Here is a 9,671-nt window from a genome sequence, read left to right as displayed (position 1 = left end):
TGGTCATGGTTGAAGAGTCGAATTCGTCAACAACTTATTCAATTTGACTGTATCAGGGATGCTATGGAATATGTACTTCGCCTAGCGTCCTAACCGCCTTGTCTGTTGCTATACAATATCTTGTATCGTATCTCGAACTGGGGTTCGGTCATCGACATTAGCTGCGATCAGTTTAAAAGCGATCAATTCTCCTAGGTCGTTGATGATGAGGTGTAATTTGAAACCAACATACCAATCAAAACCATAAGGAGAAATCCAAATGAACTACGACATCAAAGACAAAACCATTTTGGTTACGGGTGCAAATCGCGGCATCGGCAAGGCGATAGTTGAGTCCTTTATTGAACATGGAGCCACCAAAGTCTATGCGGCTGTTCGTCAGCTCAACAGTGTCTCCTCATTGGTTGAACAATACGGCGATCGGGTTGTACCAATTCAGATTGATTTAGGTGATCCTCAATCTATTGTTGCTGCCGCTCAAACTGCCCCAGATGTGCAAATAGTTGTCAATAATGCAGGAGTTTTTCAAGCTGGAACTCCCTTAGCTGAGAATGCGATCGCCGCTCTCGAATTTCAGATGAACATCAATGTATATGGATTGATCTACATGGCTCAGGCGTTTGCCCCGGTACTCAAAGCCAATGGAGGTGGTGTCTTTGCCCAAATCAATTCTGTTGCTTCGCTCAAGGGTTTTCCCAACTCTGCCACTTACTGTGCCTCAAAAGCTGCGGCCTATTCAATCACCCAGGCATTACGAGAACTATTGAGTCAGCAGGACACGCTTGTGCTAAGTGTTCACCCTGGCCCGATTGCCACGGATATGGGCGATGCAGCAGGACTGACTGAGGTTGCACAGCCACCTGCACTTGTGGCAGACGGGATAATAAAAGCTCTGAAAGCTGGGGATTTTCACGTCTTTCCTGACTCGATGGCTAAACAAATGGGCGATGCTTATAAAAGCTTTGCCCAAAATGTCGTTGAGGTTTCATCAAGTTAACTACATTGCAACAGATAGCTATATGGAATACTCCACGTATTGGAAAGTGTAAAATATAATCACGTTAAGCCTCTACAGTCAAGGGTGTATCAAACGCTGTGTATACTTTAGCCTCAATAATTGGATTCAAAATGCTGACAATAGCCTCAGCATCGTTAAGTTCAACTTCTCGAACCAATAAATCCACGTTTAATTATCTTTTAGCATTAACTCTTAAAGTTAATTAATACTCCGTCTGCAATTGCAATACCCCACTGTGGAACTTCGCCAATAACTTCTTGATTGCGATCACAAGCGCCGGATCATCATTCCAACACGAGAGCAAGAAGTCAAAACCCGGATTCTGAAGAGAAGTGCTGGCAACAACTGAGTTTATGCATACGTGGTCACGCATTTGCTCTCTCTCGAGACTATCGCATCATGCGACCGTTTTTCAGGATTTGTTTCTCAAACGCTTGCTCTGCTTTCGAGTAATATTTTAATCATCAAGTGCAGAGCAGATGCGTTTGAGCTTTTCACCAATCGGACTTGGGGATGATTACTTGGATGTAACGGCTAAACCAATGAATGTACCTTTAGGGACATCGGCGATTTCAGTTGCAACGCCAGTAGATAGATTAATACTGTAAAGAACTGAACCAGACAGTGCATAGGCAGTATTTTTGCCTTGTGCATCTGTAAAGATGTCGAACCCGCTGTTTGGTGCAAAGTTAACACCAAGATTGCCGATTGTTCGGAGAGTGCCATCATTAGGTGGGTTTTGCAGTACTAATACATCAAGATCGTAGTCAATGCCAAACAATTGAGTTGATGTGGCTCCGGCAACCGAATTTGTGTAAGCAGCAGCGGTAATGTTGGGGTCAACTGTGGCGTTGACATCATCACTAGCATAGGCTAAAGGTTTATCGACACTAACTGCACCAGTATCTACATTGGTACGGAAATTTTGGTCATTACTACCTACTATGCGTAAGCGATCTGGTACGGGATTGAAGTCAAACCCTGATTGAAAACCTGCATTAAAGCTGCTAGATAGTTTGCTCACAAACTGAGCATGACCACTTATTAAGTTAATCGTGTATACATTGTCAGTATCTGTGACACCGTAAAGCAGACCGTTTGCTGGACGGAAATCGATACCTTGTAAGTTGCCGTCAATTCCTTTAACTTTAACTGCTTTAGCAAATCCACTCGGATCTATATTTACAAGAGTGTTATTTGAAGTTAAACCAATGAATCTTAAAGCAGACCATTTACCTTTAACATTAATTTGAAGGATATCAGCTAATTTCGTGATCCCAACGTCAGCTGAAATTTTGTTAGCACTCAAGCCAAGACTCGCAGTGACTACAGCAACTACAAGGGCTATTTTACGTGTGAGCAGACCTTTCATCCTAAACTCCAAGAACAGTTTTTCTAGTTTTGATTCAGCAACGAGCTATCCTTTACTAAAAAGATTATGTTTCAAGTTACTGATGACTACAGATTACACTTAAATAAGAGTTAATTTGATGTTTTATAAAAGTATCCTACTTTTCCCACTTAACCTACTTTCAAGTTTTCCCAAAAAGAAAAAACAAGAAAAATTTGATTACTATCAAAGTCAATTTTGATAGCATCATTAAGTTTGTAAAATTGAGATTGTAAATTTAGCATAATTTTAGTTTTTGAGAAAATAGGAAATCATTATAACTTCTTACAAACAGCCTCTGTTTTCAAGTATTGATTAGCTTACATCTACGGATAAATCTTCAGTAATCCCACCGCTGATAAATCTGGTTTTCAATCAACCAACACCCCATCCATACAAGCAATCCCCCACTGTGGAAACTTTGCCAATAGTTTTTTGATCACAATCTGCAAAGCCTAATCGTCACTCCAGCACGAGAGCAAATACTCAAAACCTGGATTCTGCCCCGAATTCACCGCAACGCATGAGTTTCTGCATACGCTTTGTTCGTACATTTGACCGCACAACTATCGCTTCATGTGACTATTTTTCAGCGTTGGTGATAGGCGCGGCTCAGAAATTATACTTTCATAATGACAGTGAGTCCAAAGGAATCAATCGGATTATCGATTTAAGTAGCGATGCCTTTAAAATATAAAATGACCGCGATAAACATTGTTGTGCCCTTACAAATAATTGATGTGTCGCAAACATTATTTGAATTGGTATAATCACTCAAAATTTAAATCCTCTCTGATCGCCAGTACCTAGTCCCCAGTCTGCACAACCCTCTTAATGGCTAAAGTCACCCATTCAGGTGAGGACATACACTCATAGGTTACGTATTATAAAGTAAGATGAAGCAACGATGAAGCTAATTATGCCTCTAGTTGTTATTTTACTAATAAAAATTAATCCAAAAATTTTACAACCCCGTATTTGTCCACTAGCTATTTAATATTTATGTCTGCTCAAGTAAGTATAATTCCTCAGAAGATCACCCTCCTCAACCTTCGCTGCAAGCCAAGAGAGGAGCAAAAATGCTGCTTTGGTAGAGTGAGGTACTTTGACTATGAGCAATTTCAGGGACATCGTTATATAGCTCAGGCTACACCCATAAAGCAATATTTATAGGCTTTTAGATATGGCTACGCACATAGAAATTCCTATTATTGGCAAAAAAATTAAGTATCCATTACGCTGGCTGATGGGGGTGATAGCAGGCGGTGTTTTGGTTGCGGGTACAGTAACAACTTACACCTTGGTAAATCAAGGGGCAAGTAAAGAAGATATTGCCCAATTAACTGTACCAGTGACAGCGCAAAACGTTACTTTGCGGATTACAGCTAGTGGCAAAGTCGTGCCAGTTCAGAGCGTAAATATTAGTCCGAAGAACCCTGGAGTGCTATCGCAATTATATGTGGAACAAGGCGATCGCATTCAACAAGGGCAAATTCTCGCCCGTATGGATAGTGCCAGCATTGAAGCCCAAAGGAGCCAGTATCGTGCTAACTTAGCCCAAAGTCAAGCACAACTTGCTGAAGCCCTTGCTGGTAGTCGTCCTCAAGAAATCGCTCAAGCGAGAGCCCGGTTAGCGCAAGCTCAAGCCCAGCTAGCCGCAGCCAAAGCTGGTAATCGTCCCCAAGAGATTGCTCAAGCTCAATCCCAAGTGGATGCGGCTCAAGCAAGGGTGAATTACACTACCCAACAGGTAAAGCGCTACCAATACTTGTATCAACAGGGAGCAGAGAAAAAACAATTATTTGATCAAGCTCTTAGCGAAGACAAGAGTGCTAGAGCCAACTTAGAAGAAGCTAAAAAACGATTCTCGTTAGTCCAAAGTGGCACTCGGACTGAGGAAATCGACCAACGCCAAGCGGCTGTAAATGAAGCACGAGCAGCATTAGTACTGTTAGAAGATGGCACCCGTTCTGAGGAAATTGTGCAGCGTCAAGCAGCAGTTGCAGCGGCCGAAGCCCAATTGAAGGGTGTACAAGTGCAGTTAGATGAGACTATTATTCGCGCTCCTCTTTCGGGAATTGTGACGCAAAAGTATGCCGATCCAGGCGCGTTTGTTACACCCACAACTTCTGCTTCAACTAGCGCATCGGCAACTTCTAGTTCTATTGTTGCCGTAGCACGCGGTTTAGAAATATTAGCTCAAGTTCCCGAAGCCGATATTGGCAGAATTAAAGCGGGACAGCAGGTGGAAATTGTCGCTGATGCCTATCCAGATCAAGTTTTTAAAGGTCGTGTACGCTTGATTGCTCCCGAAGCAGTGATAGAACAAGGTGTGACATCCTTCCAGGTGCGGGTTGCTCTCGATACTGGTATAGATAAACTACGTTCTGGCTTAAATGTGGATCTGACCTTTTTGGGCGATCGCGTTAACAATGCTTTAGTATTGCCAACGGTGTCAATTGTCACCGAAAAGGGTAAAACTGGTGTACTCGTCCCAGATGCCAAGAATAAACCCCAGTTCCGCGAAATTACAATTGGGGCACAAATCCAAGACCAAACTCAGATTTTAGGGGGAGTTAAAGAAGGCGATCGCATATTTGTTAACCCACCCAAAGACTACAAAATTGAAAAGTCTAAGGAACAAAATAATTCGTAATTCGTAATTATTAAGACATGAATTTTTTAGAAAGTGTCCAAATGGCGGGCAAAACCCTGCTATCAAATAAGCTGCGTAGCGCCCTCACCATGCTAGGTATAGTTATTGGCAACGCCTCAGTAATTGCCATGATTGGTATTGGTGAAGGTGGGCAAAAGTACGTTAATAAACAACTGGAGTCATTAGGGCCAAATGTGCTATTTGTACTGCCAGGAAATCGAGAAACTCAGCGCATCTCTTTTGAAGTACCAAAAACTTTGGTGTTGCAAGATGCCGAAGCGATCGCCTCTCAAGTACCAACTGTAGTAGGGGTTGCACCAGAGTTAAATAGAAGACAGGTGGTTACATACCGCAACAGAAACACTGATGTCAACATTATTGGTACAACTCCTAGCTTCCTATCGGTGCGGGATTTTGAAACTGCTAAAGGCAGGTTTTTTAGCGAGGTAGACATCAAGCGAAGTAACCAAGTCGTTGTATTAGGTGGAGACTTGGCAGAAAAACTATTTGGTAATAGTAATCCTGTAGGGCAGCAATTACGAGTTGGAAATACCAGCTTTCAAGTGATTGGGACGTTAACCGCTAAAGGTTCCAGCGTGGGAGCAGATTATGATGATGCTGCTTTAATACCGATTACGACTTCAGCAAACCGACTTGTGGGAAAAAATTCTCCTTATGGTATCGCCTTAGATTATCTGGTTGCTGCGGCTCGTGATTCAGACAGTGTGGATGCAGCAGAGTTTCAAATTACGAATTTGCTGCGTTTACGACACAAAATTAACGGTGAAGATGACTTTACCCTTCGCACCCAGAAAGATGCCTTGCAAACTGTCGGTCAAATTACAGGTGCATTGACAATTATGTTAGCTGCGATCGCAGCCATATCGCTGTTTGTCGGCGGCATTGGCATCATGAATATTATGCTTGTGTCCGTCACCGAACGCACCCAAGAAATCGGATTAAGGAAAGCGATCGGGGCAACTGAGCAAGATATTTTGCTACAGTTCATCATTGAGGCAGTGATAGTTTCCGCAGCCGGTGGTTTAGTTGGGACTGCGGTTGGTGTCAGTGGCATTTTGTTAGTGGGAGCGTTGACTCCTTTAGAAGCCAGTCTTTCTCCTGTTGCTATTACGATGGCAGTTGGTGTCTCTGGCGGTATTGGGTTATTCTTTGGGGTTGTTCCTGCACGTCGCGCTGCTAAACTCGACCCCATTGTGGCGTTAAGAAGTGCTTAATGTTGCTGAGTAGCATTTAAGCACCGCTAGGAATTTCAATCAAAAACTCTGTTCCTTCTCCTGGTTTAGAAGAACATTTAATCTGACCATGATGTTTTTCAACTATTATTTGATAGCTAATAGATAATCCTAACCCTGTACCTTTACCTGGTGCTTTGGTGGTGAAGAAAGGGTCAAATATATGCGATCGCACCTCTTCTGGAATCCCAAGACCATTATCAGCTATTCTAATTACAATCTGGTTATTCACGGCTTGCGTACTAATCCAGATAGTTAATGGTATTGTTGGACACCTTTGAGATAAGCTCAAATAGTTTTGCTGTATAGTTTTATACTTATCTTCTAATGCATCAATACTGTTACTCAAAAGATTCATAAACACTTGATTTAATTGTGCGGGATAACATTCGAGCAAAGGTAAATTATCATATTGTTTAATAATCTCAATCGCTAGGCGTTCATTATTGTTTTTGAAGCGATGCCCTAAAATTAACAAAGTACTATCCAAACCTTCATGAATATCTACTGGCTTTAATTCAGCTTCATCTGTACGAGAAAAGTTTCGCAGTGATAGGACAATCTCACAAATTCGTTCTGTTCCTACTTGCATTGACTCAAGGGTTTTTGGTAAATCTTCGATAATAAATTCCAAATCACTCTTGGCAATTTGCTCTTGAATAGTTGGCAATATTGAGGAGTTTTGACGGTAAAGTTTCACTACCTTTAATAGCTCTTGAGTATATTCATTTAAATGGATGAGATTGCCAAAAATAAAACTAACAGGATTGTTGATTTCATGAGCGACTCCAGCAAGCAGTTGGCCTAATCCTGCCATTTTTTCACCTTGAATTAAACGAGTCTGAGTTTTTTTCAATTCTTGCAGAGTTTGAGTAAGTTCTAAGGTTTGACGTTTAGCCTGCTCGAGTAATTCTGCTTGCTGAATTGCAATCCCCAATTGCACCCCGACTTGAGCCAGTAAATTAATTTCCTCTTCTTTCCAATAACGAGGTTGCAAATTTTGATAAGCAACTAATAATCCCCATAATTTTTCACCTTCCCGAATCGGAACAAAGGTTTCATTACGCGGAAGTTCGTTATGGTCGTCTGTGTCCTCAAAGGTTTCGATCATCATTGGTTGGGCTTGGGCAACAGGCTTCCAACCATCTTTAAAGGAATCTGCCACAAATTTACCACTCCAATCGGAGTTGAATCGGTAAATTGCAACTCGCTCAACTTCGAGCAACTCTCGCACAGCTTGAGTAGTAGTTTTAAAAATAGTTTTAATATCAAGTGACTGGCGGATTTTATCAATAGTTGCAGCCAGTAGCTCTTGCCGTTCCATTGCTTTCTCGCGTTCAGTAGCTTCTGCTAACTGGACAACCTGCATTTGAACTTGCTTTAAATAAGAATCCTGTTTTAATGCAACTCCCAATTGCTCGGCTATTTGACTAGTAAATTCAATTTCAGAGTCTTGCCAGTGACGAGGAGCGTTACATTGGTGAATACATGGCAATCCCCAAAGTTCACCTTTTTTTAATAAAGGTGCGACTAGATTTGCCCGCACTTGAAACTTTTCTAAAATTTGGATGTAGCAACTGGGAAACTTTGCTTGATAAATATCAGCGATCGCATTTACTCTACCTTGGGCGTAAAGAAGTGCAAAGTTTTCACCGAAACAATAGTCATAAACTCTTTCTGCTATTACCGAGTTACACTCAGGTACAACATCCTCAGAAATAAATTCCCCTTCCCAATCTTTTTGAGGGTCAAAACGAAAGACTGTTACTCTGTCTGCTTGCAGCATTTGCCGTGCCTCAGTGACAGTAGTCTGAAAAATTGTATCTAAATTTAAAGACTCCCGAATTCGAGTAATCACACTAGTTAATGTCTTTTGTTGCTCTGCTTGGTACTGAGCGTGTGCTAGCAACTTGTAGTGTCGTAGGGCCACACCAATTTGTGTACCGATTTTAGTCAGTGATTCGACTTCATAAGATTGCCACTGTCTGGGTGAGGAATTTTGGTAAGCAGCAATAACTCCCCAAAGTTTGTCTCCTTGGAGAATCAGGGCAGTTGCAAAGGCTTTTGCCTGAAATTGCTCCAACAGGGTTACATGACAGTTTGTTAATCCGGTTTGGTAAATGTCATTGGCTGTAAATGTCTGGTTGTTAGCGTAACGTCCGCCTTGCGTCTGTTGTAAATAAGTATCAGCAATCGCAGGCTCAATGCCAACTAAAGGAGTCCAGCCTGACGCAAATGATTCAGCAACGAAGTTACCACTCCAATCGTCATTAAAGCTAAAGATGGCAACTCGGTCAGCTTGCAGCAGCTGGCGTATTTCTTGAGTTGTTGTTTTAAAGATGGTTTCAATATCCAGGGGTGAGCGAATTTCATCGACAATCTGAGCAATTACTTGGTCGCGTTGAGCCGCTTGAGCTAACTCTGCGGCTTGCAATTGGACTTCGTGGAGATGCTTTGCTTGTTGAATCGCAACCACAAGATGGTCAGCAATTTGCCGAATAAACTCAATTTCCGATTCTTTCCAGTCACGAGCCTCACTGCACTGATGAATACAAAGCAATCCCCACAATTCTTTCTGGCGCGATAGAGGAACAACGAGGTTAGCCTGTACCTGAAATTTACTCAAAATTTCTAGATGACAATCACTCAGCCCTGCCTTGTAAATGTCTGCTACTGCTTGCACTCGACCTTGTTGATAACTGGCAGCAAATTGTTCTCCAAAGCAGTGGTCATAAACTTTTATTGCCAGTGCTGAGTCCCAGCCAAGTGCAACATCCTCAGAAACAAATTCTCCTTCCCAATCTTTTTCTTGGTCAAACTGAAAGACTGCTACACGATCAGCATTTAGCAACTGACGCACTTGTGTAACAGTAGTTTGAAAAATTGTTTCTAAGTCAAGAGACTCCCGAATTCGGACAATTACACTCGCCAGAGCCTTTTGTTGCTCTAGTTGCTCTTGAAGTTGAGCGCTTGACAAGAGAAGTTGATTTTCCGTGAAATTTGAATTGGGTTCCATTGCTCTGGATTATGTCGTTTTTATACAAGGCTTCCTCATACCAAACGTAATGGAGTCAAACTGCAAATTTTAACAGTGTTCAACTCCAGAAGATGGTTATTGTTATAGTTCCCCTTTCTCGATCTATCCTCGTAATGAGTTAAAAAATAATTTTGGCTTGTACACAACAAAGGAGATGGTTAAATTAGTATTGTTGGGACAAATCAGAAAAGCAATCTGACCCCTTCAGGACTTACGCAACTGGAACAAATAGCGAGCGGGGCGTAGCCCTACCACACGACAATTTAAATCAAACCAAGCACATAGGAATACTTGGGCGTTTTAGTTGCTGAATTAAA

The 9,671-nt window shown here is 41.9% G+C and carries 7 protein-coding genes and 1 pseudogene; 3 read left to right on the top strand and 5 right to left on the bottom strand.

What is annotated here, in order from left to right; translation table 11 throughout:
- Nucleotides 1-114 precede the first annotated feature (114 nt).
- A pseudogene (locus H6G97_RS38195) lies at nucleotides 115-234 on the bottom strand (transposase); the annotation flags it as partial.
- A gap of 25 nt (nucleotides 235-259) precedes the next feature.
- On the opposite strand from H6G97_RS38195, the gene H6G97_RS38190 reads away from it, so the two are divergent.
- Complete coding sequence (locus tag H6G97_RS38190) at nucleotides 260-997, top strand: SDR family oxidoreductase (RefSeq protein WP_190945886.1); 738 nt, start codon at nucleotides 260-262, stop codon at nucleotides 995-997.
- Nucleotides 998-1,061: 64 nt separating this feature from the next.
- On the opposite strand, the gene H6G97_RS55045 is transcribed toward H6G97_RS38190, so the two are convergent.
- The 3 genes from H6G97_RS55045 to H6G97_RS38180 all read right to left on the bottom strand — a co-directional run bounded on the left by H6G97_RS55045 (nucleotide 1,062) and on the right by H6G97_RS38180 (nucleotide 2,390).
- Nucleotides 1,062-1,184 carry a GNAT family N-acetyltransferase gene (locus tag H6G97_RS55045; protein WP_277883399.1) on the bottom strand — a complete coding sequence of 41 codons (123 nt, stop codon included), beginning with the start codon at nucleotides 1,182-1,184 and terminating at the stop codon, nucleotides 1,062-1,064.
- Between the two features lie 36 nt (nucleotides 1,185-1,220).
- Entirely contained in the window at nucleotides 1,221-1,391 is a 171-nt protein-coding gene (locus H6G97_RS38185; protein WP_242055838.1) for a hypothetical protein, read from the bottom strand.
- Between the two features lie 144 nt (nucleotides 1,392-1,535).
- A complete protein-coding gene (locus H6G97_RS38180; RefSeq protein WP_190945885.1) occupies nucleotides 1,536-2,390 on the bottom strand; it encodes a DUF4394 domain-containing protein in 855 nt (284 codons plus the stop codon).
- 1,201 nt (nucleotides 2,391-3,591) lie between these two features.
- Between H6G97_RS38180 and H6G97_RS38175 the strand changes: the two genes are divergently transcribed.
- Complete coding sequence (locus H6G97_RS38175) at nucleotides 3,592-5,064, top strand: efflux RND transporter periplasmic adaptor subunit (protein ID WP_190945884.1); 1,473 nt, start codon at nucleotides 3,592-3,594, stop codon at nucleotides 5,062-5,064.
- Between the two features lie 17 nt (nucleotides 5,065-5,081).
- Nucleotides 5,082-6,299 carry an ABC transporter permease gene (locus H6G97_RS38170; RefSeq protein WP_190945883.1) on the top strand — a complete coding sequence of 406 codons (1,218 nt, stop codon included), beginning with the start codon at nucleotides 5,082-5,084 and terminating at the stop codon, nucleotides 6,297-6,299.
- Between the two features lie 16 nt (nucleotides 6,300-6,315).
- Here H6G97_RS38170 and H6G97_RS38165 read toward each other — a convergent pair whose 3' ends face one another.
- A complete protein-coding gene (locus H6G97_RS38165; protein WP_190945882.1) occupies nucleotides 6,316-9,333 on the bottom strand; it encodes a GAF domain-containing sensor histidine kinase in 3,018 nt (1,005 codons plus the stop codon).
- Between the last annotated feature and the right edge of the window lie 338 nt (nucleotides 9,334-9,671).

The organism is Nostoc flagelliforme FACHB-838, from assembly GCF_014698065.1.
Classification (GTDB): domain Bacteria; phylum Cyanobacteriota; class Cyanobacteriia; order Cyanobacteriales; family Nostocaceae; genus Nostoc; species Nostoc flagelliforme_B.
Note: the sequence above shows the minus strand (reverse complement) of the source record. Positions and strands in the feature narration are given on the sequence as shown.

Excerpts from the sequence above, each read along its gene's own strand:
- H6G97_RS38190 (WP_190945886.1), top strand. The coding sequence starts at position 260 with ATGAACTACGACATCAAAGACAAAACCATTTTGGTTACGGGTGCAAAT.
- H6G97_RS38185 (WP_242055838.1), bottom strand. The coding sequence starts at position 1,391 with ATGCGTGACCACGTATGCATAAACTCAGTTGTTGCCAGCACTTCTCTT.
- H6G97_RS38180 (WP_190945885.1), bottom strand. The coding sequence starts at position 2,390 with ATGAAAGGTCTGCTCACACGTAAAATAGCCCTTGTAGTTGCTGTAGTC.
- H6G97_RS38175 (WP_190945884.1), top strand. The coding sequence starts at position 3,592 with ATGGCTACGCACATAGAAATTCCTATTATTGGCAAAAAAATTAAGTAT.
- H6G97_RS38170 (WP_190945883.1), top strand. The coding sequence starts at position 5,082 with ATGAATTTTTTAGAAAGTGTCCAAATGGCGGGCAAAACCCTGCTATCA.
- H6G97_RS38165 (WP_190945882.1), bottom strand. The coding sequence starts at position 9,333 with ATGGAACCCAATTCAAATTTCACGGAAAATCAACTTCTCTTGTCAAGC.